The organism is Gimesia aquarii (assembly GCF_007748195.1).
Taxonomy (GTDB): Bacteria; Planctomycetota; Planctomycetia; order Planctomycetales; family Planctomycetaceae; genus Gimesia; species Gimesia aquarii.
On sequence record NZ_CP037920.1, the window covers coordinates 2,023,913 to 2,049,400 of the forward strand.

Annotated in this window: 16 protein-coding genes; 9 read left to right on the top strand and 7 right to left on the bottom strand. The window is 45.6% G+C overall.

The genetic code is table 11. The features are described from left to right. Positions 1 to 117 precede the first annotated feature (117 nt). Positions 118 to 2,223: a serine/threonine protein kinase gene (locus V144x_RS08090; RefSeq protein WP_232102758.1), complete on the top strand. Its 2,106-nt coding sequence runs from the start codon at positions 118 to 120 to the stop codon at positions 2,221 to 2,223. Positions 2,224 to 2,236: 13 nt separating this feature from the next. Here the strand turns inward: V144x_RS08090 and V144x_RS08095 are convergent, their stop codons facing one another. After that, positions 2,237 to 3,556, bottom strand: coding sequence for a radical SAM protein (locus tag V144x_RS08095; RefSeq protein ID WP_144983978.1), 1,320 nt, complete (start codon positions 3,554 to 3,556; stop codon positions 2,237 to 2,239). 315 nt (positions 3,557 to 3,871) lie between these two features. Here V144x_RS08095 and V144x_RS08100 point away from each other — a divergent pair, with 315 nt between their 5' ends. Continuing rightward, complete coding sequence (locus V144x_RS08100; protein WP_144983982.1) at positions 3,872 to 5,038, top strand: N-acetylglucosamine-6-phosphate deacetylase; 1,167 nt, start codon at positions 3,872 to 3,874, stop codon at positions 5,036 to 5,038. A gap of 365 nt (positions 5,039 to 5,403) precedes the next feature. Next, complete coding sequence (locus V144x_RS08105; protein ID WP_144983984.1) at positions 5,404 to 6,900, top strand: protein kinase domain-containing protein; 1,497 nt, start codon at positions 5,404 to 5,406, stop codon at positions 6,898 to 6,900. A gap of 77 nt (positions 6,901 to 6,977) precedes the next feature. Here V144x_RS08105 and V144x_RS08110 read toward each other — a convergent pair whose 3' ends face one another. Then, positions 6,978 to 7,994 carry an AAA family ATPase gene (locus V144x_RS08110; protein ID WP_197993258.1) on the bottom strand — a complete coding sequence of 339 codons (1,017 nt, stop codon included), beginning with the start codon at positions 7,992 to 7,994 and terminating at the stop codon, positions 6,978 to 6,980. A 351-nt stretch (positions 7,995 to 8,345) separates the two neighbouring features. On the opposite strand from V144x_RS08110, the gene V144x_RS08115 reads away from it, so the two are divergent. The 3 genes from V144x_RS08115 to V144x_RS08125 are packed head-to-tail and all read left to right on the top strand — an operon-like array spanning position 8,346 to position 11,620. Beyond that, positions 8,346 to 10,808, top strand: a complete 2,463-nt coding sequence (locus V144x_RS08115) for a DUF4159 domain-containing protein (protein ID WP_232102759.1) — start codon at positions 8,346 to 8,348, stop codon at positions 10,806 to 10,808. A gap of 49 nt (positions 10,809 to 10,857) precedes the next feature. Beyond that, complete coding sequence (locus V144x_RS08120) at positions 10,858 to 11,262, top strand: hypothetical protein (protein ID WP_144983987.1); 405 nt, start codon at positions 10,858 to 10,860, stop codon at positions 11,260 to 11,262. After that, positions 11,255 to 11,620: a hypothetical protein gene (locus V144x_RS08125; protein ID WP_144983989.1), complete on the top strand. Its 366-nt coding sequence runs from the start codon at positions 11,255 to 11,257 to the stop codon at positions 11,618 to 11,620. The genes V144x_RS08120 and V144x_RS08125 overlap by 8 nt, the downstream gene beginning before the upstream one ends. Positions 11,621 to 11,695: 75 nt before the next feature. Here V144x_RS08125 and V144x_RS08130 read toward each other — a convergent pair whose 3' ends face one another. The 3 genes from V144x_RS08130 to V144x_RS08140 all read right to left on the bottom strand — a co-directional run bounded on the left by V144x_RS08130 (position 11,696) and on the right by V144x_RS08140 (position 16,813). Further along, positions 11,696 to 12,511: a glycosyltransferase gene (locus V144x_RS08130; RefSeq protein WP_144983992.1), complete on the bottom strand. Its 816-nt coding sequence runs from the start codon at positions 12,509 to 12,511 to the stop codon at positions 11,696 to 11,698. Between the two features lie 238 nt (positions 12,512 to 12,749). After that, entirely contained in the window at positions 12,750 to 14,576 is a 1,827-nt protein-coding gene (locus V144x_RS08135; RefSeq protein WP_144983995.1) for an outer membrane protein assembly factor BamB family protein, read from the bottom strand. Further along, positions 14,576 to 16,813, bottom strand: coding sequence for an outer membrane protein assembly factor BamB family protein (locus V144x_RS08140; protein ID WP_232102760.1), 2,238 nt, complete (start codon positions 16,811 to 16,813; stop codon positions 14,576 to 14,578). The genes V144x_RS08135 and V144x_RS08140 overlap by 1 nt, the downstream gene beginning before the upstream one ends. A 286-nt stretch (positions 16,814 to 17,099) precedes the next feature. Here V144x_RS08140 and hemB point away from each other — a divergent pair, with 286 nt between their 5' ends. The 3 genes from hemB (at position 17,100) to argF (ending at position 20,578) form a co-directional block, all read left to right on the top strand. Next, on the top strand, positions 17,100 to 18,086 hold the full coding sequence (gene hemB, locus V144x_RS08145; RefSeq protein ID WP_144983998.1) for a porphobilinogen synthase: 987 nt from the start codon (positions 17,100 to 17,102) through the stop codon (positions 18,084 to 18,086). A 251-nt stretch (positions 18,087 to 18,337) separates the two neighbouring features. After that, a complete protein-coding gene (locus V144x_RS08150; RefSeq protein WP_144984001.1) occupies positions 18,338 to 19,543 on the top strand; it encodes an aspartate aminotransferase family protein in 1,206 nt (401 codons plus the stop codon). 117 nt (positions 19,544 to 19,660) lie between these two features. Beyond that, positions 19,661 to 20,578 carry an ornithine carbamoyltransferase gene (argF, locus tag V144x_RS08155; RefSeq protein WP_144984004.1) on the top strand — a complete coding sequence of 306 codons (918 nt, stop codon included), beginning with the start codon at positions 19,661 to 19,663 and terminating at the stop codon, positions 20,576 to 20,578. A 730-nt stretch (positions 20,579 to 21,308) separates the two neighbouring features. Here the strand turns inward: argF and V144x_RS08160 are convergent. Then, positions 21,309 to 22,778, bottom strand: a complete 1,470-nt coding sequence (locus V144x_RS08160) for a YeiH family protein (RefSeq protein WP_144984007.1) — start codon at positions 22,776 to 22,778, stop codon at positions 21,309 to 21,311. 183 nt (positions 22,779 to 22,961) lie between these two features. Next, entirely contained in the window at positions 22,962 to 25,298 is a 2,337-nt protein-coding gene (locus tag V144x_RS08165) for a protein-disulfide reductase DsbD family protein (RefSeq protein WP_144984011.1), read from the bottom strand. Positions 25,299 to 25,488 lie beyond the last annotated feature (190 nt).

Here is a 25,488-nt window from a genome sequence, read left to right on the forward strand (position 1 = left end):
TTGATTTCTCTGTTATCGATCATCTTCATGAATGCATCTAAGTCTTCTCTTGGCAGATCTTTTTCCCAATCGTTTCTAAATTCCTTTTCCCGTTCAAAACTGTTTTTGAAGGGGAACATGTGGATTTGGCCAATTGCAGGGACCCTCTTGTTATTAGTACTTGCTTTCATCGTGAGATCAGTTGTTGAGCAATCAAGTAAGCAAACGGTTGCCGACAACTTGCGGGCGATTCTTAACGCGGACGTTGCGGCACTCAACATCTGGATGGAGCGTGAAGAGTCGTTAGCGATAGTACTGGCTAATGAGCCACGCATTCGGGAACTGGCGAAAGACCTGAATCAGGTTGATCAAGATAATCCAGATAATCGTGATGCGCTTTTGCAATCAAAGTCATTGGAAGCACTCCGAACTGAATTCAAGTCTGAAATAGAACATCTGGGATACCTGGATGTTGGCCTGCTAAGCGTGGATGGTAAAGTATTAGCCTCCACTCGTGATGAACCGATTGGGAGAGCAGATCTACCGCTTCAGAAATCAGCTCTGGAAAAGATCCAGCAGGGAAAAGCGACGGTCACACGACCTTTTGAAAGCCTGTTTACTCGCAAAACTGATTCAGGGGAGTTGAAAGCGGGGTTGCCAACCATGCTTGCAATGGCCCCAGTGAAGGATGAGTCAGGGGCAGTGCTTGCAGCATTAGTTCTCATGATTCGACCTGATATTAATTTCACTCGCATTTTATCTATTGCCCGAGCAGGCAAGTCTGGGGAAACATACGCTTTTGATAAAGACGGGCTGCTGTTATCTCAAAGCCGATTTGATGATGATTTGAAAATGATTGGTCTCATTCCGGACCGAGACGATGCTCGCTCAATTTTGAATATTCAGATTCGTGATCCGCAGGTGAATATGGCTGAGGGTAACCGCCCTACGTTAAGACTGGCTGAGCGGCCACTCACTCACATGGCAGCAATGGCAGTTCAGAATAAGAGTGGTGTAGATGTCAATGGATATCGTGACTATAGGGGAGTCCCAGTGGTAGGCGCGTGGACGTGGTTGCCAGAGTATGAAATGGGAGTGGCGACAGAGATGGATGTCGCTGAGGCCTATCGCCCCCTTTATTTGTTGCGTTACAGCTTCTGGGGCTTATTTGCCTTGCTCGTTGTTGGCTCTATTGTGATCTTTATATTTACAGTGATTGTTGCGAAGAAGGATCAGGAAACGCGACGCGCAGTCATTCAAGCAAAGCAACTGGGACAATATGCGCTAGATGAAAAGCTGGGTGAGGGAGGGATGGGAGTTGTCTATCGCGGGCATCATTCCATGCTCAGGCGACCTACGGCAATTAAGCTACTAGATATTGAGAAAACCACTGACGAAGCCGTTGCTCGATTTGAAAGAGAAGTGCAGTTAACCAGTCAGTTGAATCATCCGAATACGATTGCTATCTATGATTATGGACGCACACCGGAGGGTGTGTTTTATTATGCGATGGAGCTGTTAGAGGGCATCGATTTAGATGAACTGGTGAAGCAGAACGGTGCTTTGCCAGAGCATCGGGTGATTTATCTCTTGAAACAGATTGCCGGTTCGTTGTCCGAAGCACATGCCCTGGGGGTCGTTCACCGCGATGTCAAACCAGCCAATATTTTTTTGACACACCGGGGAGGCGTCTATGACTTTATCAAGCTGCTTGATTTTGGCTTGGTAAAAGCCATCGACGGGAGAGAACAGGCTTCACTGACTTCGGCCAATTCCATGGCGGGAACTCCCATGTATCTTTCACCGGAAGGCATCAAGAATCCAGACCAAGTCGATGCGCGAAGCGACCTCTATGCACTCGGAGCTGTTGCCTATTACCTGTTAACAGGTACGACCGTCTTTGATGGTGAGTCTATTATCGAAATCTGCATGAAACACACACAGCAAGCACCAGAACCCCCTTCAAATCGATTAAGTAAGCCAGTCTCTGAGGATCTGGAGCAAATTATTATGGGGTGTTTGCAGAAAGATCCCACAAAACGACCACAGACTGCAGCTGAAGTCGTTCAGGAACTTTCAAAATGTCATATGGACGGTAAGTGGACTATGTTAGACGCTGAAAACTGGTGGAAACATCAAACGGAATTAGGAACCACATTAATTCAGTCATCTCCTGAAATCAAACCGCAATCCCAATCAGCAGCAGACGCCACCTTGATCGTCAATCTTTCCAATGAAGAATGACGTTCAGCGACTCTTACTGAATGTCACTTTTGATCGTTTCCAGTGGGACGAAATTTGCAGGATCGGTTTTTGAATCAGATGTAGCAGCATCACGGCTCGCCAGAATTCCCGGTGCTGCTGTTTGGCTATGATCTGTTCCTTCATAGACACCAAAGTCGTTGAAGAAAAATCTTTTAGCAACACGATAGACAAAGCTCTTTTCCGGAATCTCGTTACCGGGAGCATACTGTGAAGTACGTGTTTCCAAATTTTGCAATTCCTGCATCGCTTGTTTCCGCGCAGTGGAATCTTTAGCACCATGTTTTTTAACTAGATCTTCCAGTAGGTCCGGACGTTCAAGAATAATGCAACCGCGTGTATTTTGCTGTACGACTTCTCTGAAGTCTTTAAGAAACTCCGATTGTACGAACTTCTCTTTTAGTGTTTTAGATTTATCATGAATAGAATCAGTGGCAAACTGGATCACAGGACATGGTTCGATATCTCCCCAGGGATTGATATGGTGGCTCAGACCAGTCGCAGCCGGGCAGAGTGCAGTACCATCGTGATCGAAATAAGCATCAATTACACCAATGGGTTTTCTTGCGCGTATATCGACAACGAACTTTCGGGCGCGTAATTGCTCTTCTGGTGAGAGGGCTAATTCAGGGTTAGGTTCCGGGCCTGCAACACGATAGATGTGATACCAGCAATACATCACACCCATATCGATCAGCTTATCAACCCATTCTTCAGTGAGTAAATCGTCGATATTCGATTTGCACAAGCTGGTGCATACTCCGGTAAGCAATTTATTATTTAGACAGTTTTGTATCCCCTGCATTGTCTTTTCATAGACATCATTGCGACCTCTGCGGAGGTTGCTGATGATTTCATTTCCTTCCACACTAATCAGCGGGGTCGCGTTTCCTAATTTGCGGAGCTTTTTTGCGATTTCATCAGTGATGAATTGGCCGTTTGTAAAAATCTGAAAATAACAATCTGGATGACGTTCCAGAATTTCCAGTAACTGTGGGTGCATGAAAGGTTCACCCCCCAGTATTCCGAAAAAGGAATTCCCCATTTCCTTTGCTTCTTTAATCAGACGTGACATCGCTTCCACATCGATTTTTTCCTGCTTAGCTGCGACGTCCACCCAACATCCCTGGCAGCGAAGATTACAACTGTTGATCACTGAGATGTAGAGAAAGGGAGGGAAGAACTCTCCTCGTTTAAGTCGTTTTTTGTGTTTGTGGACCGACAGTGCGCCTTTGAATCCAAAATTATAAGCTAATTTCCAGACGAGCCTTTTGTCTGTTTCCATCAAGACGCGTTTGGCCATTTTGAGATACATAAAAGGTCTCAGTTCTGTCTAAAAATTAAAAATAGTGAACAAAAAGTATTTCTCTTTAACAATTCTACTCTTTAGGGAGCTTGGAAACACCTGTTTCTACTAAAAAATACTCAGAATTATGTCATAGTACACAAACATTTAAGCTCTCACTGTAAATTGCATGAATTTCATGGTATAAGGCATTGTTCGAAAATTTGTTTTTTTGACTTTGCTTAATATTCAGTATACTTTCTAAGTTTAAATAAACACAGAAAAGCCGCTCAAACTTTAGAGATACTATTCTGGTTCAAATTGTTTAAAAGCTCGAGGCAATTGATGGAGTTAGTTGGAAGAAGATACGATACCTATGAAGCTGTCAGCATTAAGATCAAAGGAGAAAAAATATCTTCAATAGATTTGCTGCCTGATTCTGAAGCAGCAGATCTTCCCTTTATCGCTCCGTCCCTGTTTGATCTACAGATCAATGGACATGGTGGGATTTGGTTCAATCAGCAAGGTCTTACTGTAGAAGATGTTTGTTCTGTATTAGAGAAACATTACCAGTACGGTATTACCAGATTATGTCCGACTTTGATCACAAGCTCTTATGAAGACTATGTCGGTGGTTTTTCAGCGATTCGAGAAGCTTGCGAACAGTATGAGTGGGTGAATCAAATGGTCCCGGGCTGTCATTTGGAAGGTCCCTATATCTCACCCATTCAAGGACCCCGTGGCGCTCACCCTCTGGATCACGTGCGTGCTGCTGACTGGGACGAATTCTCGCGCTTACAGGAAATTTCGGGAGATCGGATTCGATTGATTACATTGGCTCCCGAAGTTGAGAATGCGATTCCGTTTATCAAAAAAGCAGTTGCTTCGGGCGTTGTTGTGTCGATCGGTCATACAGCTGCCGAGCCAGAACAGATTACCGCTGCGGTAGACGCAGGTGCCCGGTTAAGTACACATTTAGGCAATGGCGCTCACGGCACACTACGTAGACATCCCAACTATATTTGGGAACAGTTGGGAGAATCACGGTTGATGGCTAGTATTATTACTGATGGCCATCATCTGCCAGCCAGTGTAGTGAGAACGGTTATTAAAACCAAAGGAGTTGAAAATACGGTCATCACTTGCGATGCCTCAGGCTTAGCTGGTTCTCCTCCTGGTATCTATGAAGAGGGCTCAGTCAAGATGGAGGTCCTCGAAGATGGACCTATCGTTATTGCAGGACAGCGTCAATTGCTTGCTGGTTCAGGCTTAGAAACCGATACCTGTGTGACGACAGCCATCGATATGGCCGGCATCACCTTACAGCAAGCCTTGGATATGGCAGGCCGGAATCCCGCACGCTTATTGGGATTTGACGAGATCGATCTAGAAGTCGGCTCTAGAGCCGATCTAATTTCGTTTCATTATGAAGGCACCGGTTCCCGAATGAATATACAAACCACGTTGGCTTGTGGTGTTATTAAATATGGAACCTTGTTAGTTAATTCCTGAGTGCATTCCGGTTAAAACGAATAGACACCCTGCCTTGCTGAAAAAATGCGAAATTCTTTTATGCTCGCGTGTTCACTGATTCCATTCTGCTAAATTAGGTGTTATAATTGGGTATTCTTAGATACCTCATGAGAGGTTTTATTGAGTATCCATTTATCTATACAGGGCCGTTGTTTTATTATTTTTTTGGCTCTTACTATCTATTGAGATCGTACAAGGCCGTTAGATTTTCTGTACTTGAGTTGCCTATTTTCTTATTCCTAAATCTGGCTAAAACAGGCCAAATTTCTTTTTCCTGTTTTTAGTCGAGTTTGCAGTAAATCTAATACATTGCCCGATGTGCATCTGCAGATCATGGACCGCGAATGATTTTTTTTAATAAGAAGTCAGCAAAGAAAAAGTTGAGCGCACAGCTAGTCGACTTACGACTTGTTTCCCAACAAGATATCGATTCCTGTCTTCAGGAACTTCAGGATAAATCGACTGATGATGACAAGCTGATTCGATTATTGGAACGGAAAAATTTGATTACTTCGTTTCAAGCTGGTCGTTTAAAAAGTAATGAACTCGAGGGTCTGGTACTTGGCGATAACAAATTAATGTACCAGAATGCCTCTGGAAGTTTCGCACGCGTCTATCGCGCTTCTTCCCTGACCAATGGTAGCATGGTGGGCGTCAAAGTTCTAAGACAGCGCTGGGCTCAGGATCCTGAAACTGTCAAGATGTTTCATCGGGAAGCAGAAGTTTGTAAGCAGTTTCAGCATAAAAATATTGTTCCGATATACGATGTCGGAGTGCAGGACAATATTCATTATTTCACGATGGAATTTGTAGAAGGGGGAAATCTACGTGATTTCATCACGATCCGCAAAAAACTTTCTCCACAGGAAGCGATCAACTACACGATCGATATTTGTGAAGGTTTGGAATACGCGAATCGTCTCGGGTACACACACCGTGACATGAAACCCACAAATGTGTTGATGTCGATTCAGGGAGTCGCCAAACTGATTGACTTTGGATTGGCAGGGGAAGAGGATGCCAGTGGTGCTGCCAATGAAGCCCATCAGCGTGCTGTTGAATATGGAACATTAGAAAAATCAACCGGTGCCCCACGAAATGATCCGCGAAGCGATCTCTATTTCGTGGGAACCATTTTTTATGAACTTCTTTGTGGTAAACCTCCGTTTCCACGTACTAAAGATGTCGAAGAACGGAAAAAACCATCACGGTATTCCCAGGTTCCTTCCATTACATCCCTGGATCCAGATTTGCCAATTTCGGTAGTGAATGTATTAGAAAAGTTAATGGCCTATCAACCGCAAGAACGTTTCCAATCTGCCACTGAGGCAATTCAAGAGTTGCTTGAAGTGCGTGCTCAATTAGATGATCCTGAAAATAAAAGCGATGCACAAGGAGCTTCGGAAGCGAAAGTGACGGCAGAGCAAACATTAAAAATTTCTATGGCTCCTCCTACAATTTTGTGCGTTGAAAATCGATCCAAGAATCAAGACGTCTTGCGGGATTACCTTACAAAACATGGCTATCGTGTTTTGATTTTAAGTGACGTAGATCGTGCTTTGAACCGTATTAAAGAAAATGCTCCTGACTGTGTCGTCTTTATGGAAGATGCCATTGGCTCAGGGGCCGTAGAAGCATTTCATAAAGCGATGGAACTGGATCTCGATCTGGCTGCGATTCTCATTCTTTCCGAGAAGAATGCCAAAACTAAGAAAAAATTAAGAAAAACAGATCGTTCTCGTATTCTTGTTCAACCTATCAAAATTCGCAATTTACGAGCTAAGATTCAGAAAGTTTTGCAGCATCAGCTCAACGATTCTGCAGAACTAACCGCTTATTGAACGTTGACCTTCTCAACGAGTGTTTTTTCTTCCCTGGTTTTTACCTTTTAGAAATGAGTGATACAAGCTCGCGTAGTTCACTCATATTTAGGAATATTAGGCTCTGGGATTTCTTCCAGAAGACGTGCAATGATATCTTCTGTTACCAATCCTTCAGCTTGAGCCTGGAAGTTGGTTGAAATGCGATGTCTGAGCACAGGAATCGCGACACGTCTGATGTCATTGAGCGAAACACTGGCGCGTCCCGCCATAGCAGCGATTGCTTTACCACCGGAAATCAAATATTGTCCTGCTCTTGGACCGGCTCCCCAGTCGACCATTTGTTTAATAAATTGGGGCGCTGAGCCATCAGAGGGGCGTGTCGCACGTACCAGTCGCGTCACATAGTTAATTGTCATCGGACCCACTTCGATCATGTTGATCTGTCTTTGGAGGTAGATGATCGATTTGGCCGTCAATACTTTGCGAATCTCCGGTTTCTCACTTATGCTGGTTGAAGCCAGGATTTTTTCTTCTTCTTCCAGATTCGGGTACTCGACCTTTATGTTGAACATAAAACGGTCCAGTTGTGCTTCGGGTAGCGGATAGGTTCCTTCCTGCTCAATGGGGTTTTGAGTGGCAATGACAAAGAAAGGGTCTGGTAAATCGTAGGTCTCCTGGCCTACGGTGACTTCTCGTTCCTGCATAGATTGCAACAGAGCAGCCTGTGTCTTCGGAGGGGTTCTGTTGATTTCATCTGCCAGCAGAATATTCGTAAACACCGGGCCTTGTACGAACCGAAATGAACGCCGTCCAGAATCCTCTTCTTCCAATACATTGGTTCCCGTAATATCAGAGGGCATCAGGTCAGGGGTAAACTGAATGCGTTTGAAATCGCAGTCAAGTATCTGAGCAATCGTGCTGACCAATAATGTCTTTGCTAGTCCGGGAACACCTACCAGGAGGCAATGTCCACCCGTAAAGATGGCTGCCATAATTTGTTCTATCACATCATCTTGCCCGATGATGACTTTATGAAGTTCGTCTACCATCACATCATGATGACGTTTTAACTTTTCGAGAAAATCGTCGAAGTCGCGTTTTTCGTTAGCCAATGTTTTTCCATTCTCTCATAAATGATTAAGTCTGTTTGAGTGAGATTAGTCATCCTGATACAGGGTACCAATTTATGTAGCTAAGTGTTTTGACTTATGTGAAAATACTTTTGCAGGAACCGCAATTATAGTCATCTCAAATGTCCAGAGAAACCGAGACTCCTGAGTAGAAGAAGTAAAACTGATACAATGTTCAAATCAGTCAGAAAAGTACTGACATCGTAAAAAATAGCTAAAAATCAGGTAAGTATAGACAATTGTTGAACTATAATGACTCTCATGACAGTTCTAGATGATAAGAGTTGCAGATTTTTGTCTAATGTTTTGTCACATGAGAGAAAGTGAGATGCTATGGAAGGTTCTGATAATCGAAAGTTGAGTTTAACATTACGCTGGATACTGGCGTTTGTTGTTTGCTTTACTTATTGTATGCAGCCATTATTCACTGCTTCTGCCCAGGAACTCACTGCAAAGTCGGTTGCTGATTCGATTGAGCGGGGACGAGATTTTCTGCTGAAAAATCAAAATGAGAGTGGTTCGTGGCCAGCTCCCATCGGATCCAGTTATAGTGTCGGAGTCAGCTGTCTAGCTTTGATGGCGATTGTCAATTGTGGGATGACAGCAAAAGACGAACCGGTCCAACGAGGTTTAAAATATTTAAGGTCAATTCGTCCTCCCGGTCCAAAGGGGACTTATCAGGTCAGTTTGATGATCATGGCTTTGGCCGCTGCGAAAGATGGTAAACGGGATTTAACATTGATTCAGGCTCTGGTCAGCCGCCTGGAGGCAAGCCAGGTAAAAAATGGTCCCGATGCAGGAGGCTGGAGCTATGGTCCTGGCATGGCCATTGGTGGAGTGGGAACCGCAGACAGAAGTAACAGCCAGTACGCTGTATTGGCTTTACGAGATGCGGTTCATGCGGGTGTGCCTGTCAGCCTTAGTACATGGCGATTGATCAAACAGTATTGGAGTACTCAGCAGAGTGCGGATGGAGGTTGGGGATATCAGTCCCGAGGCGGGAAAAGCAGAGGCAGTATGACAGTGGCCGGTATCGCCACAATGGTGATTGTGAATTCGATGCTGGGGGATGATTTGAAAGTCAATCCCGATGGAACACCCATTTGCTGTGATAAAAAAGAAGCAGATCAGTCAATAGAACGAGCAGTCCGTTGGATGACAAATCATTTTTCTGTGGGGAGCAATCCGGGAGTGAATTCCTGGTTACTCTACTATCTTTATGGACTCGAACGGGCGGGGCGACTCAGTGGGACACGTTTTTTTGGAAAACATGACTGGTACCGTGAAGGTGCTGCCTTCCTTGTAAAAAGACAGTCGGTACGAGATGGATCCTGGAAGGGAGCAGGGCAAATAGAAGGTAATCCTGTCTTGGGGACCAGTTTTGTTTTGTTGTTTCTTTCTAAGGGACTGGCGCCCGTCTTGATCAACAAACTGGAATACAACACAAAACAGAAAGTCGCTCAAAATCCGGATGCCATTCCTAATTGGAACCATCATCAAAACGATATTTTAAATCTGACAGACGCTTTATCAGGGCGTCCCGATTGGCCCAAACTTCTTACTTGGCAGACCGTCAATCTTGAGCTGGCAATTCAAAGTGGAAGTGTGCAGGTTCTCAGGCAGGCACCAGTACTCTTCATCAGTGGGCTGGACGATCCGGAATTTGGTGAAAAAGAAACGACGACGTTGAAGCAATACGTGGAACAAGGTGGTTTTATTTTTGCGGTTGATAACTGTAATGGTGCCGGATTTGATCGGGGATTTCGTCAATTGATTCAACGTATGTATCCGCAAGGAGAAGCACAACTGAAACGATTGACTGCAGAACATCCCGTGTTTCGTTGTGAGTATTTACTCGATGCTGAAAGTGTCGAGCTTTACGGAGTGGACGTTGGCTGTCGAACTTCAATTATTTACTGCCCCGATGATCTTGCTTGTTTGTGGGATAAGTGGATGCGATTTCCCTCGAAGAAGCGTTCGGCTCAAGCCACATCAATGATTACACGTGCCATTAGAATTGGTACGAATGTGATTGCTTATGCCACCGGTCGCGAGCCTCCAAACAAACTCGATCAAGAAGAATTAGCCAACCAGGGAGGGGCGCAGGATCAAATTGAACGCGGATTTTTGCAAATAGCAAAACTTCGTCATTCTGGTACCTGGGATGCGGCTCCTCGTGCGTTACGCAATTTATTAAAGGCACTCAATCAAAAAGCAGGCATGGTTGCCTCTACAAAACCATTGAACTTGCCTGCCAGCGATCCGAGTCTTCTGAAATACCCACTGCTCTATATGCATGGACGAACTCAGTTCAGCCTTTCGAAAACAGAACAGGCGACATTAAAGCAGGCACTCGAAAACGGAGCAGTCTTGTTTGCTGATGCCTGTTGCGGCTCTCAACCTTTTGATCAAAGTTTTCGACAAATGATTCATGACATGTTTCCCACAAAAAAACTGAAGCGTATCCCCATTAATCACTCACTCTTTACAGAACAAACAGGTCATGATGTTCGCAAAGTCAGACGCCGTCAGATGGAAGTAGACGATGTCAATCAACCTCTCAAAGCAAAAACGGTGATCGTTGAGCCCTTACTGGAAGGGATCGAAATCGACGGACACTTGGCAGTCATCTATAGCAAGTACGATATCAGTTGTGCTCTGGAACAGCAGGCTTCAGTGGCTTGTGCCGGATATATTCCGCAGGATGCAGTCAATCTTGCTTTGAATATCGTGCGCTACGCTCTCCTACAGGATATCGACTTTAAAGAAAAGGTGGAACACCTGCAAGTCGATTAATTTTGCAACAAAACTCCTTAACATTCAGATTTGAGAATTTGTGAAACCAATGAACGAACAAGAAGAACTGCAGAAAACGATCACAACCGGGGCTAAGTTCGTCGGAGCCATCGTAGGCTGTGTATTTGCTGGGGTTGGGCTGACCGTTTTAGGTTTTCTATGGTCACAACCCTTTGGTGGATTCCATTCTCCCCCTTTGTTTTTTCGAATTTTCGGATCTTTCGTTGCGATTCCCTTTGTTGCCATTGGTAGTTTTACTGCCTACAAAGCTATCACATCTAAGGGGATCTTACCCAAATCGAATGTCATGGAAACCACTTCGACTAATACAAAACGAGGTACTTATACTTGCCCCAAATGCAATGCGCCTTTGTCAGATAACATTGATGTTTCGCCTCAGGGTGATGTGAAATGCGGATATTGTAATAGCTGGTTCAATATTCATCATGCTTAGACGAGCGACTTCTCGGGCGAAGCGTCCGTCATTAAAAGTTGTCATTCCGATCATTTTGTTCTGCACTTATTACCCGTATTCCTGGTTGATATTGAATGGTGGATCCTGGACTGATTATCGCTGGTCCTGGATTAAAATGTGGCCTGGTTTACCAGCACTAGTACCGCGCGCATTATTTTTTCATCACGTTTCTGATGGTCTGGCTTTTTCTGGGATGCTGCTCATAACCCTGGTGTTAGTATCACTGATGATTTATTTGGCGTCTTTACGCAGTTGGCTCTTTGGAGTGATTGCACCGCTCGTCTTTATCCTGTCGGCATTAAATTCCATGTTAGCCTATGCACTTTATCGAGCATAGCGGAATCTGGATGAAAGCAGGGCAAAAGAATGCCTGTTTGTGTAGTGGTTCTGGAGTAAGCTGACACGGAATGATTTAAGCAGCTCGGCGAATTTCTTCCGTCACTGGAGTTTCAGACAATTGGGTGAAAGGTTCTTTGATTGAAGGCCTTAGATAGTTCCAGTAAATAGAACATAGTTCAAAAAACGCTTTAAGAAAATCGTGCGGTTTGACTTTTGAACCGGCAACATCCATCCATTTTGACAGCGGTAGTTCATAAACGGTCTCTTCAAGTGAAGAACACTGAAAGAACTTTTCCAACTGGCGAGCTCGGGCAAGAAGCTCGACATCAAAAATCCAGTTTGTCAAAAATCGTGTGGTAAAGAGCGTTTTCGTTTCTGGGGTCACACGAAACATTTTGGCACCACACTGAGAATCATAAATAGGAAGCTTTAAAACTATGGAGGCCGCAGTCGCGAAAATACGACCAAGATAGTGCCTGAGTTGTTGTCGTTCAATCTGTCTTCCCAAAAGTTTGACACGTGCGCCAATGACCATTGACAGTTCTGGAGTCTGGTCAAGTTGCGCTGTGAATTCGGGAATCACTTCCAGGGGTGTGGCAAGATCCGCATCCCAGAATCCGGCATAGTCAACACCCGCGTGCATTGCCTGCAATATTCCCTGGCGAACGGCTTCCGCTTTGCCTTGATTGCGAGGAAGATGAAGCACATCAAACACGTCGGAATCGAACTCTTTCAGTTCATCCAGGATGATGCCAGTACGGTCGCTACTACCATCATTGACAAATAAAAAACGATGATTGCGATGAGTGATTCCGTATTTGCGAAACTGCAGAATCTCTAATCGTTTTTCTTCATTGAAACAGGGAATGACGATGATGGCAGATGACATAAGTGATTTGGTCTTCCGATTTGATCAGTCAGCAGATTAGGATTTGATCCTGCTCATCTGGTTTGACCAGATTGGGATTTTTTGTGCTTGTGGCAGGTACGATTTGATGTGTTCTGAGACCGCGGTGTATCAAAAAAGCGTTTTTATGTCAAAACCGAATTCCATCGCGCATTAAAAAACAGAAGCCCGAGAAACTCAGACTTCTGTTTTATGTGGTATAAAAGGTCGTAACCTCTTATTAGTCAGTCACTTTGATCGAGTATAATTGAGATCGATCAGAAATGTACATTTTGCCATTCGCGATGGTTGGTGTACTGTAGATTGAAGAGTTGAACGTCTTCTCATCCAGCAGTTTCTTTTCCTTGCCAGCTTCAAGAATGACTAACATTCCGTCTTCATTTCCAATAAATACTTTACCATCTACGACCATGGGAGAGCCCCAGCAGGCGGCGAACATATCATATTCCCAATAGCGTTTTCCGGTTGCCAAGTCGAGGCAATGGACGAAACCACTCAGGTCAGGAGCGTAAACCAGACCATCAGCGACAGCAACAGTCGACATGGTTCGCCGGAATAACAGCTCACCTTTTTTACCGGTCAGCTTGCCATCCACATCTTCCCCACCATAGTGCCAGATCTGCCCGGAGTTGGGGTTATCTTTCCACCCCTTCTTACCATCAGAAATCTGAGGACTGATGTCACCTGTTTTTGTGGCATCGATGCGGTAAATGTGGCCAACCCCTTCACCATGTTCAGGGTCTTGACCGACACCCAGGATCACGCTGTTGTCATAAAAAACAGGAGTACTGATGATAGCATTACGAGTACCTCGACCACCGAGTTCCCATTTTGAATCTTTAGGATTCAGGTCGAATTTCCAGATCAGTTTGGCATTTCCATCGCCATCACCTTCAGGAGTGAAGGCATAGAGCCAGCCATCACCACCGGGGAAGTAAACCTGAACTTGACCGTTCACTTCGCCTATTGCAGGAGAAGACCATTGACCGTGCAGAATTTGATCAAAAGGAGTATTGTCTTCCCAAACGACCTTCCCTGTTTTCTTATTGACTGCCAGAAAACAAGGGGCACGAGGAGCAGGTACTTCCAAGTGGGCTTCGTCAACTCCATTTGAGGTCAACAGGAAGACGTAATCGCCGTGAACAACAGGCGAACTGGTTGCCAGGTTGTGAGGAAATACTCCCAGGTCTTCAATCATGTCGAGTGACCAGATGATATCAGCATCTTTCTTATCGGTATCTTTTTCATCTTTGACAGGGCCATCATTTTCATTGTCATAAAACCCGTTTGCATCAAGGCACATGAGTTCGCAACGGTTTGTGACAACCCACAGGCGATCTCCTTCAACACAAGGTGCAGCACAGATTCCCTGCTCGGGCCAATCGTTCACACGGCCTTGTGGAAGCTTTTCACGAGAGAGCTGCCATTTAAAGTCTCCCGTTTTTTCGTCAAAGCAAAGTACGACACCCAGGTCATCTTCATACTGAGGACGATACTTTCCGCCATTGTTTGTTCCTACATAAACCTGACCATCGGCAACAACAGGATTACCGTAAGTTTGTGAGCCTAGCTTCGAAACCCAGAGAATGTTCTCTCCTGGTTCGTCACCTTCACCCGGTTTGAAGTCGATTGAAACTCCAGTGGTTTTGTTGACCATGTTACGAGAAGGAGAACCACCCCACATTGTCCAGTCACCAGTAATCGTAGATTTTTTGCCGGCTGATGTTGGTTGACCCTCGCCTTTTTTAGGAGCGGCTTTCGCTAGTTCTGTATCTTTAGGTTTTGCTTCTACCTTTGATTCGACAGGATTCCCATCGGGATCCAGTTCTGGTTCAGATGGTTTGGGGTCAGCGTCCGGTTCAGGAACATTAACTCCTGTTTCACCTGTTGTAGAACCAGCTTCGTCGATTGGAGCGGCGCCTCCCAGATCGGTTTCCGTTCCGGGTGCAGGTTTCGTCGTTGATTCACGGGATTCACACCCTGTTGAAACGAATGTAAAGCATGCAAGCAAATTTAACAGAGCGAATCGAAATAGAAACTTTTTCATTATTTATCCTCAGAGACAATGATGTTATCGAAGTAAGCATCTGCGAGACGGTAAAGATAAAGCCCTGGACTACCCTTCATATTCGCGTGTGGGTCTGAGGCTTCAATAGTCCACTCTTTGGGTTCAGGTTTCTTGCGAGGCCATACCTTACCTTTCACAGTTGCCTGACCATCCTTGATATCGACTTTGAGTTTCAGAGTATACCAGACATCCGGGTCTGATCGAAACCGAACTTCCTTAGTCATTCTCTTATGTGGTGCCCAGCTTTGAATCGCCAGTTTGCTGGAATTCCCTTTGAGAATCAAATTATAACGATTCACGGTCACTCCCATGCTGGCCAGCTTTCGCTTTTGCTCTTTCAGAAAGACATCTGCTTGAATTGTATATCCATTTGGTGCTAACTGACCCATATCAGAAGGTCCCAGCCAGATAGTGGCACTTGGACGACCTTTGCCAGGGCTGGCTTTGAGCGCTGTTGTTCCATCTACCTCATTGGGTTGCAGTTTCAGGAATGCATTGACCCAGGCTGGAGGGACCTGCTTGCCTTTATAGCCTTCCAGGTCAAACTTCCAGGGAAGTGGTGGAAAGACTCGGACTCGAGATTCCGCAGTCGCATCTCCGACTTTCACGGAAACAGTCCCGGCAACGGGAGCTTTTAAATCAGCGGGAGTCATCAAGCTCAAACCATCTACTTTCGAACCTTCCAGCCCTTTGCCAGGAGTAATTTTGGCATCGACCTTCTTAATAAAATGTCCATTTGCATCATAAGCCAGAACTTCATAATCGATTTTTTCGCCTTGAGTGGCGGCGATTTCAAATGGAGTTAACTGAATCGAAGCAATTTTATCCTGCTTGGCTTTTTCTGCTCCTAATGGAGGAACGGAACCACTGCTTGGTTTTTTACTTTCATCACCAATACAAATCGTGCGGTCACGAGTCACGAAATAAATTCGACCGTCGGCAATCGCCGGTGAGGCATAGATTTCATCAAGTCCTTTGTCCACACGGGCCAGAAGTTGAACGTGCGAAAGTTCTTCGCATTTTTCGCGGCTGGGTTTGAGAATATGAATGTTTCCATTCACTTCCATCACATACAGCTTTCCATCTGCCCAGACAGGAGAACCTTTTCCTACGGTACCAAGATTATAGGTCCAAAGCTCTTTACCCGTTTTGCTGTCATAGGCATACATGCGGCCGGTGTCAGCAACGACATACAGGATTCCGTCTTTCACTAGCACGCTAGCATAACCGGCTTTGACGCCATCAACGCGCCAAACGCTGCCAGTTTCTGTAATGTCGCCACGTTTTGATCCATCAATGCACTGGATACGACCAAATTCCACATTGTCGATGTTGTCTTCGCCATGTGCGATATAAACCAGGTTGCCATCGGTAACAGGCGAACAATTCAACCCACGTTTGGACATTTTGAAGCCCCAGAGCTTTTCTCCCGTGCGGGCATTCATGGCATAACAACCACCGTCTGAGTTCCCGGCAATCAACATCCGTGTGCCGTCGATGACGGTCACAATGGGGACAGAATAGTTAGTATCGTAAGGCTTACCACCGGGGGCGGCTGTCCAAAGCAGTTTCCCAGTTTTCTTATCAAAAGCATAGTAGGTCTGTTTTGGAGGAGGAACGGCAGTCTTACCCCAGTTAAGTTGCAGAAAACTGACAATCACCCGATTTTCATCAACGACAGGTGTTTGTGTTCGACCACCATACCCAGAGATTTTTCCGTAGTCTTCGGCCAGCGAGGTTTCCCAGAGCACTTTACCTTCAGGAGAGTAGCATCGAAACAGACCACTGACTGAGTGAACGAAAACGTTGCCGGTTTCTGGATCGCCGGCCATACTGGCCCAGCCCACGCGAGGTGAGGGGATGTCGGTTTGAAAGACATTAAACTCATCTTTCCAGAGTTCTTTGCCCGTCTTGGCATCCCAGCAGACAACTTGCTCTCTGGAATGGATTTTATCTTCCGGATCATTGACATCATGGTGAGTTCGACAATTTAGATAGACACGACCATCTAAAATAATCGGAGCAGAACGACCGCCAATGTCTGATTTCCAGATCACATTTTTACCGTCAAGAGACCAGGCATCAACCAAGTTGGTTTCACGGGAAATTCCATTATGCTCCGGGCCACGCCAGTGTGCCCAGTCGCCTGCTGTTGCAAGAGAGGCGGTGAAAAACAGCATAGCGGAGCCGACAAGCACCATGTTCATTCTTCGCATAGAAGATCCTCACTGTTCGTTTATAGAATGTGGTATCACTGATGAAGGATTACAAACCATTGTTCAGGCTTGCTATCTCAGATCTTAAGGTGGGAGGGTTCGTCCCCTACATATAATACAGTATTGAAGTTGTGCGGCTAATGCAATGGTCTAATCTGAACTCTCAACCAGATTTATTAAGAGCATATTCCTTTATAATTAAGATTATTTAGGCCATAATCAAGGTCTCAGCGCTATTATTTATACGTGATCTGGTGCATTTTGATTGACAAGGGTTTAATTTTTTATGTTTCCTCAAGTAAGAATGCGGCGAAATCGCCGCACAGACTGGTCTAGACGGTTGGTTTCTGAAAATCAACTCTCTGTAAATGACCTGATCTGGCCTGTATTTATACAGGAAGGCACGAATCAGAAAACAGAGATTCCTTCCATGCCCGGTGTGCAGCGATTGACCATCGATCACCTGCTCGAAGCTGCCAGGGAAGCTGCTGAATTGAAGATTCCTGCGTTAGCACTTTTTCCAGCGACTGATCCTGCTAAAAAGACTGAGAATGGGGAAGAAGCATATAATTCAGAGAATCTGGTTTGTCGTGCGGTACGTGCATTGAAAGCAGAGAACTTGAATCTGGGGATTCTCTGCGATGTTGCCCTGGACCCTTATACCAGTCATGGTCAGGATGGTTTGGTCAAAGAGGGATATGTTGTCAACGATGAGACACTGGATGTCTTATGTCGGCAGTCGGTCGTTCAAGCAGAAGCAGGTTGTGATATTATCGCCCCCTCGGACATGATGGATGGCCGTGTTGGTGTGATTCGTGAAGCCTTGGATGAAGCTGGTTTTCAGAATGTACAAATTATGGCGTACGCAGCCAAATATGCGTCTGCCTTTTATGGTCCATTTCGCGATGCCGTGGGTTCGGGAGCAAACCTGGGAACAGGCGACAAACGAACCTATCAGATGAATCCCGCCAATAGCGAAGAAGCAATGCGTGAAGTCGGTCTGGATATCAGTGAGGGAGCCGACATGGTGATGGTCAAACCGGGAATGCCTTATTTAGATATTGTTCGTCGCGTCAAAGCTGAGTTTGAAGTACCCACATTTGCTTATCAGGTAAGTGGTGAATATGCCATGATTTCTGCAGCAGCTCAAAACGGCTGGCTGGATCGTGAACGCTGTATGCTCGAAAGCCTGCTCTGCTTCAAAAGAGCCGGCGCAGATGGCATTTTGACCTATTTTGCAAAAGAAGTGGCGCAGTTGATGCAATCTAATTAGATGAAAATTTGGTGAGGAACCGGATTCTTTTGCTGAAATTGATGTGGAAAACATCGCTTTTTGCTATAATCTTCGACTTCTTTTTGATGGGTTTCAGTTCGTCTCTTAAGATCTAAAAGAGTGCGATCTTCACGATTTACGAAAAAGTTTGCTATTTTTTCGAACATCCGTTTGAGAAATAGTGTCACAATTCCTTTCCAAGAATCCGATAATGTAGTTTTACGGTTGTTTTAATTAGACGAGGTGTATCAGTGCAATTAACGGGAAATGCCAGCAGTCAGGACACGATTGCCCTATTCGAGAAATATGTCATTCCCAATTATGGTCGTTATCCGATCAGCCTGGTGCGCGGCGAAGGCAGCCACGTCTGGGACGCCGAGGGGAAACGCTATCTCGATCTGTTTCCCGGATGGGGGTGTAATATACTCGGTTATTCTCCCGAGCCGGTAGTCTCTGCCATTCAAGATCAGGTTTCTCGTTTGATTCACGTACCCAATACCTGGTACACCGAAGCACAGGGACGATTTGCCGAATTTCTCTGCACGCGAAGTTTCGGTAAAGCCTTCTTCTGTAACAGTGGTGCGGAAGCCGTCGAAGGCGCAATTAAACTGGCTCGATTACATTTTGATGGCAAACGCCCCAAAATCATTACCTGCGAAAATGGGTTTCACGGTCGAACTTTTGCAGCAGTCACGGCCACAGCCCAACCCAAATATCATGATGGACTGGGCCCCTTAGTTGCCGGCTTCCGATATGCACCGTTTAACGATCTGGAAGCGATTGCCAGTCTGGTGGACGATGAAACGTGTGCCATCATTGTAGAACCGATACAGGGTGAGGGCGGCGTTAACATTCCCGATGAAGGTTATCTGGCCGGTCTTCGAAAGGTGGCAGATGAAGCCAACTGTCTGCTGATCTTCGATGAAGTACAAACCAGCATGGGACGTACCGGAACCTGGTTCGGATATCAGCAGTGGGACGTTCAGCCCGACATCATGACCATGGCTAAAGGCATCGCAGCGGGAGTCGCAGCCGGAGCCGTAATCGCTACTGAAGAAGTTGCCCCCAGCTTACGACCCGGAATGCATGCCAGCACATTTGGTGGGAATCCTCTGGCGATGGCAGCAGGTCTAGCCACCGGTCAAATGATCGAAGAGCAAAACCTGTTGGAAAATTGTCAACGTATGTCACAGCAATTTCAGCAATTCTTCGACCAGCTCCAGAATGAGCTGTCGATTATTCGTGAAGTGCGCGTCCGCGGTATGATGGTGGGTATCGATTTGAATATTCCTTCTGGTCCTGCTGTTGGAAAATGTATGGACCGTGGATTACTGATCAATTCAACGCACGATACCGTTGTCCGTTTATTGCCGCCTTTGAATGTGACTTTGGAACAAGTCGAAGAAGGCTGTGAGATTATCGCGACTGTGTTGCGGGAAATGGCTGAAGAAGCATAAGGCTGACGGGTCGTTTTATCAAAACAATTTGAGCTATTCACATATTCCTGTTCGAATCTTATTTCAAGAAGCGAACAGGAATTCCTGTTTTTAACATATCATTGATTGAGATATCCAATGAGACATTTAATTACCTTGCACGACTTGGAATCGTCTGAAATCCTAGAAATATTTGCCCTCGTCCAGGAATTAAAAGAGAAACAAAAATCAGGAGAACGTCCACAGTTATTACAGGGCAACACAATGACTCAGGTATTCGAAAAACCTTCGCTCAGAACAAGGCTCAGTTTTGAATCAGCCATGTGGGAACTGGGAGGGGGTGCGAGCTTCTTTACCTGCAAAGAGGCGGGCCTGGATGGACGTGAATCGATTGAAGATGTTGCCCGGGTGATTGGCGGCTATTCTGATGTGATCACATTGCGAACCTTCTCGCACGAACTCATAGAACAGTTCGCTAAAAACTCGAACGCTTCGGTGATCAACGCACTTTCCGATTTAAGTCATCCCTGTCAGGCATTGACCGATCTGTTTACGATGCAGGAAATCGCCGGCGACTTATCTCAACAGAAACTGGCGTATGTGGGTGATGGTAATAACGTGGCGTTCTCACTCGCCAATTGTTGTGCCAAGTTGGGTGTTCCTTTCGTTGTCTCTTCGCCGGAAGGCTTTGAGTTATCTTCGGATTTTGTGACTTCATTGAAAGCAAACATCCCCGATGCCAAACTGGAACTGGAGCCGGATCCTCAAAAAGCGGTTGCGGAAGCAAACGTGATTTACACCGATGTCTGGGCCAGCATGGGACAGGAAGCCGAAACGGAAAAACGCAAGAAAATTTTTGCCGATTATCAGGTCAATTCCAAGCTCATGACAGCCGCAGGTTCGAATTGTAAATTTATGCATTGCCTGCCTGCGAAACGGGGGCTCGAAGTCACCGATGAGGTGCTTGATAGTCGACAAAGTATTGTCTTCCAGCAAGCCGAAAATCGAAAGCATCTCGCAAAAGGGTTGTTAGTCTGGTTAATGCAACAGGCTTGATCCTTAAAAAGTCATAGTTCAAAATCTCGGTGAATATCGCCGAGGTTTTTTTGTTAGTTATGCACATTGTTCATTGCGACACAAAAAGTCATCAGGCTCAAGTTCACTTGACATTTTTGGGAATCTTTTCACCAAAGATTTCGTTCTTTTATAGGTGCTGAAAGTTTAGCTTGACGTCATCGCGACCTTCGCGAAACTCTGTGATCTGCGTCGCGCGCGCGAGTAAAAAAAATCATGCGGATGCATCAATATTCCCCTGTTAATTCCAGCACTATAAAACCCTCTTGTTTGGCGCTGTTTTTGGGAAAAGACTAAAATCCACTTCTGAATGAGCACTATTTGGTTTCCCCAAATGAGCCCTGTTTGGCCCGATTGACTTGAGATCTGAACTCTCAACTTTCCAAAATTGACCATAGTCGAGACAATAATGCGCAAAAGTGGATCAAGCTGGTTTCGAAGGTCAGCCAATGTTGTAAACGGTGCTATGCAATAGGGGTTACGGCTATATAGTATTGAGAGACTCATCTGGAACTCCGCACAAATAGAATGAAATAGAAACATTGCATGTACGCTGACTAAAGGATATTAAATCCTCAGATACCATTTTCGGATGCGTACCTGAAAGAAACCTTGCAATCTGACAACTCAGTATTCTATCCGATACGACTCGTACTGTATGACATGAAAATCCGGCAGTAATCAGCTTTAAAGCACTGGTGATGTGAGATCGCTATTTATTAAACAACTCATTGATGGCGTCTTTGTAGAAGACCGAGAACATCAGCCAGGCCATCAGCAGTGTCAAAATCAGGTTAAGAGATTGACCGCAAACATAGAGGATCAACGGCTTGCCCCCTTTCAGGAATTTCGTCAGTTCCCGGAAGTTGGTTTCGAGACCGATACTGATAAAGGCCAGACAGAAGAACCAGCCTCGGAAAACCTTCGATGATTCTTTCACCATTGTGGGAACAATGATGTCACCGCCTTGCATGTAAACATACATAAGCGAGAAGACAGAAGAAGCAAGCACAAACCCAAGTACGAATTTGGGGAAGCGATACCAGATTTCCCAAGCATCAGGCTTGATTTGTGATTCCTTACCTTCCACACGGGTGACCCAGTACACGGCGACTCCAAACGCGGTGACACCAATGAGAATATTTTGAATCATTTTGATCGTAATTGCCACCTGTTCGGCTTGTTCCCCCAATATAGCTCCTGAGGCAGCCACCGCGCCGGTAGAGTCGATTGTGCCTCCCATCCAGGCGCCTCCCAGGATGGGACCAATCCCCAACACTTTAATCAGAGCCGGCATCACAATCATCATGATGACAGTGAAACTTAACGAGAGGCCAATCGCAAACGACAGCTCTTCTTTTTTCGCTTTACAGGATGCGGCTGTGGCAATCGCAGCAGACACACCACACACGGACATATCAGCCGAAATAACCATGTTCAGCGATTTCGATTCCAGTTTGAGAATCTTCTGTCCAAAAGCATAAGTACTGATAAGCACGATAGGGGTTACAATCCAGGCGATGCAAATCCCCGGCAGTCCCAGGATTAACAACCGACTGAAGAGCACACTGGCCCCCATAATGACAAGACCTGTTTTAATATAAAATTCTGTTTTCAGTGCGGGCTTCATCCACTCGGGAGTACCAATCGTATTGCTGATCACCAAACCAATCATCAGTGCCCAAAGTGCATACTCCAGATTGTATCTTTTGGCAACAACCTGTCCGGTAAGCACATAAGCCAGCGTCGCCAACAAAAACACGCCGATAAATCCGACAGCAAACTTTGTAACAGAGTGCCCCATTGCTTTAATACCCAATGAGAAAGCACACAGACTAATAAAAAAAACAGCGCATAACGGAATGAGCAGGTTCTTCTTTTCAGGTGGAAATATCGAACTGATCGGGTTTTGAGTCCATGAACCTGGCTTTGCTAACCAGGGCTTGAGTGGACTATGTACGCTCGGCTTTTCACCAGCTGTCTTTGCTTCTGCGAGTTGCTCGGAAAAATTGTTCGGCAGGTTAAGATAAAACGCCAGAAAACAGATCAGCAGTAAGAGCCCGCCAATCCAGATGGCCCACCAGTCTTCGCTGGTCTTCATTTCTGACCAGGTCGAACGCCGTGGAGTGGGAGCGACGATATCAACCTGTTTAGGATCAGGAGTAGGCGCGTTTTCTGGCATGATTCATCTCGGAGCAAAGACACAATGGTGAGTTCACTTTGAAGTTAAGAATCATACCTTACAAAAAATGAGAACAATCGAAAAGCGTGAGGCTAATAATCGCCATCGTTTCGATGAATAGAGCAATCAAAGCAGATGTAGAATGATTGGTGAGCATACATATCAGCTCTATAGGGAATGAGACTACTCGGGTGCGACTGTTGAGATCATGGCCTGCTTAGTCGTTTTTTTCTTTGGAGGTACGTCAACAGCCTCTTGAAGCTTTTCGAGCAAGGTTGCCTGCGTATAGAGATCGCGAATGATAATGGGCTTGTTGGGCTGATTCGCGGGAAAGATCACCGTCAGCGGAATACTGACACTGTCAAATTTATCCAGCCATTCTTTGATCGTCGGTGAGTAGTCTGTGTAATCGGCATACATGGGAACGATGTTATGTTTTTTGATCAGTTCGAGCGTTTCCTCGGTATTTAATGCGTACTTTTCATTTGTTTTGCAAGTCAGGCACCAATCAGCGGAAAAATCGATCAGCACCGTTTTGTTTTCTTCTCGCAATTGATTCAGTTCTGTCGCATTAAAGGGAACCCATGGCAGTTGGTTCGCTGATTTCTGGCTCATATCGTAACCAAAGAAACAAATACCAGCCGTTAACAAAAGCGCTGCAACGCGCACGGTCATTTTCTGCTGAGTCGAAGAATTATGAGAGTAGAGGCTGCCGATCATCCACAGACCGGTGGTAATTCCCAACAACATGATGAGAACGGGAACTGTGAGCGACTCATCTAAAAATGAGATAATAAAGATGACTGCTCCCATGAGTACGATCCCGGAGAATTCCTTGAAACGCACCATCCACATCCCGGGTTTGGGAAGATAGTTGATCGCTTTGGGAAAAATACTAAAGATCAGATAAGGAGAGGCCATTCCCAAGCCCATCACGAGCCAGACCAGATAGGTAATGTTCGGAGTTTGTTTCACAGACCAGGCCAGAACGGGACCCAGGAAGGGACCACTACAGGGGGTTGCCAGCAGTGTTGCCAGGATTCCAGTCAGAAAAGCCCCTGTCAGTCCTTCTCGCTGTTGACCACCGGCGGCTGAACCAACCATACCTGGTACGGGAATTTCAAAAACGCCCAACATACTCAAACCCATGGCGTAAACGATACAGGCCATCACAATGTTGAATTTCGGACTTTGAAACAAACCACCCCAGCCCAATCCGGCAAAGACAGCCAGCGAAGCCAGAGCAAGAAAGACAGTGACTACACCCAGCGAATAGAAAATATTCAGCAGGAAGATCCGCATGCGACTTTCACCTGCCTGTTGCACAAAGCTCATCACCTTGATGGCAACCACGGGGAGCACACACGGCATGACATTTAGAATCAGTCCGCCTAAAAATGCAAAAAAGAGGTTTAAGGCAAGGGAACGGTTACTAGCATCGCTTGAAGAAACAATCAGGGCATCATCATCGTCATCCGATCCCTTGAGCTCTTCAATTGAAGACATGACCACCGGTTTTGCATTGGTCAGATTTCCTAATTGGAATTCGACAGGCAGTGGTCGTCGACAACTCCCTTTGTTACAGATCTGATAAGTCAGTTTGCCTTCTACGCCATACTCTTTATCCCCGGGGATGCGTTCAAACTCGCGCGTCCAGACAACTTTGTCATAGTGTGTTCGCTGGGTATAATCGTCATGTGTTTCCACTTTGGGTTCCGGTGAAACAGCAAACTGTTTGGAAACCGGTTTCAAACCCTCCAGTTTGAAAATTTCAATATGAGTGGGTAAACCCGCATTCTTCTTGTCTTGATCTAATGCAAATGTATGAAACTCCTGATCCAAAGTCATCGTAATGGTAAGTTGTACTAACTTTTCAGGACTGGTTTTCGAGGGGGCTAAGGCAAACGTCAATTCCACCGGATCGGGTATCGAGCGGCGTTCAGGGACGACTGTTTGTGTGAGCGGCGCACTTTCTTTCTTGCCTGACAAAGTGGCTGTAAAGGAGTACTGCGAAGGTACACAGTTTTTTGAATCACAAACCTGATAGATCATTTGTCCTTTGATCTGGACTGTTGTGGGATCTTTCACATCTTGATTGACTTTGAAGCGGCGACTCCAAATCACATGTTTTGAGTATTTTTCGATTTCCTTACCAAACAGCGGTTCAAAGACTTTCTTCGGCGGATGATCCGCATTGAAATGTTTATCGACGGAGGTCAAACCTTTGGACTCTTCAATCACGAACTTGGTCGCACCCCCGAAAGTAGGACTTGTGGAGTAGGTATAGCAGCCCTCAGGAATCATCATCGCCAGTGAAAGCGTGACGGTATCCCCGGCTTTAGCGTCTTGAGGCGTGAGGCTGACACTCACCTCTGCTTTAGGGGCAGGATTCCCCGCAGAGGCGTTTTTCTGTCCGAATAGATCGGGAAGCGATGGTTTTTGTGCCATTAAGCCGATTGAGGAGCAGACCAGGGCAGCAAAGACTGTTATAATAGCGGTAATATGGCGGGGAGATTTCAAAACGAAACCCTTCCAGAAAACTCTGTAATGGAGTGAACCTGTCGGATGACTACGTATTGTATTATATCGGTGTCAGGATGAGGATCTTCTGTGCGATAAGTCACAAATCCTGGTTGATTCATATGGATTTTAAATGAATGAGTCAACACTGACAACAATTTACTGACCCTGTGCAATATTACTATTTTCG

Bases quoted from the DNA above. Each gene is read 5' to 3' on its own strand.
- V144x_RS08090 (WP_232102758.1), top strand. From the start codon at position 118: ATGTGGATTTGGCCAATTGCAGGGACCCTCTTGTTATTAGTACTTGCT.
- V144x_RS08095 (WP_144983978.1), bottom strand. From the start codon at position 3,556: ATGTATCTCAAAATGGCCAAACGCGTCTTGATGGAAACAGACAAAAGG.
- V144x_RS08100 (WP_144983982.1), top strand. From the start codon at position 3,872: ATGGAGTTAGTTGGAAGAAGATACGATACCTATGAAGCTGTCAGCATT.
- V144x_RS08105 (WP_144983984.1), top strand. From the start codon at position 5,404: ATGATTTTTTTTAATAAGAAGTCAGCAAAGAAAAAGTTGAGCGCACAG.
- V144x_RS08115 (WP_232102759.1), top strand. From the start codon at position 8,346: ATGGAAGGTTCTGATAATCGAAAGTTGAGTTTAACATTACGCTGGATA.
- V144x_RS08120 (WP_144983987.1), top strand. From the start codon at position 10,858: ATGAACGAACAAGAAGAACTGCAGAAAACGATCACAACCGGGGCTAAG.
- V144x_RS08125 (WP_144983989.1), top strand. From the start codon at position 11,255: ATGCTTAGACGAGCGACTTCTCGGGCGAAGCGTCCGTCATTAAAAGTT.
- V144x_RS08130 (WP_144983992.1), bottom strand. From the start codon at position 12,511: ATGTCATCTGCCATCATCGTCATTCCCTGTTTCAATGAAGAAAAACGA.
- V144x_RS08135 (WP_144983995.1), bottom strand. From the start codon at position 14,576: ATGAAAAAGTTTCTATTTCGATTCGCTCTGTTAAATTTGCTTGCATGC.
- V144x_RS08140 (WP_232102760.1), bottom strand. From the start codon at position 16,813: ATGCGAAGAATGAACATGGTGCTTGTCGGCTCCGCTATGCTGTTTTTC.
- hemB (WP_144983998.1), top strand. From the start codon at position 17,100: ATGTTTCCTCAAGTAAGAATGCGGCGAAATCGCCGCACAGACTGGTCT.
- argF (WP_144984004.1), top strand. From the start codon at position 19,661: ATGAGACATTTAATTACCTTGCACGACTTGGAATCGTCTGAAATCCTA.
- V144x_RS08160 (WP_144984007.1), bottom strand. From the start codon at position 22,778: ATGCCAGAAAACGCGCCTACTCCTGATCCTAAACAGGTTGATATCGTC.